At 62.5% G+C, this 253-nt stretch carries 1 protein-coding gene; it reads left to right on the top strand.

Features of this window, described 5'->3' with window-relative positions:
- On the top strand, nt 1–253 hold a 253-nt coding region (locus FJ988_RS30630; protein WP_140823063.1), incomplete at both ends, for an EAL domain-containing protein.

The raw sequence follows: 253 nt of genomic DNA, 5'->3' as shown, positions 1-253 counted from the left end.
ATTACCAGCCGAAGCTGAGCCTCGATACCCAACAACTGATCGGCGCCGAAGCCCTGATTCGTTGGCGCCACCCCACCTTCGGCGAAGTGCCGCCCGCGCACTTCATTGCCCTGGCCGAAGAGAACGGCATGATCCTGCAGATTGGCGACTGGGTACTGGAACAGGCCTGCCGGCAGATGCACCACTGGAGAAAAGCGTTTGATGACTTCGGCCCACTGTCCGTCAACCTCGCCGGCGCGCAACTGCGCCACCC

Source organism: Mesorhizobium sp. CU3, assembly GCF_006442965.1.
Classification (GTDB): domain Bacteria; phylum Pseudomonadota; class Alphaproteobacteria; order Rhizobiales; family Rhizobiaceae; genus Mesorhizobium.
The sequence above is the reverse complement of the archived record's forward strand: the minus strand, read 5'-3'. Positions and strand labels throughout refer to the sequence as shown.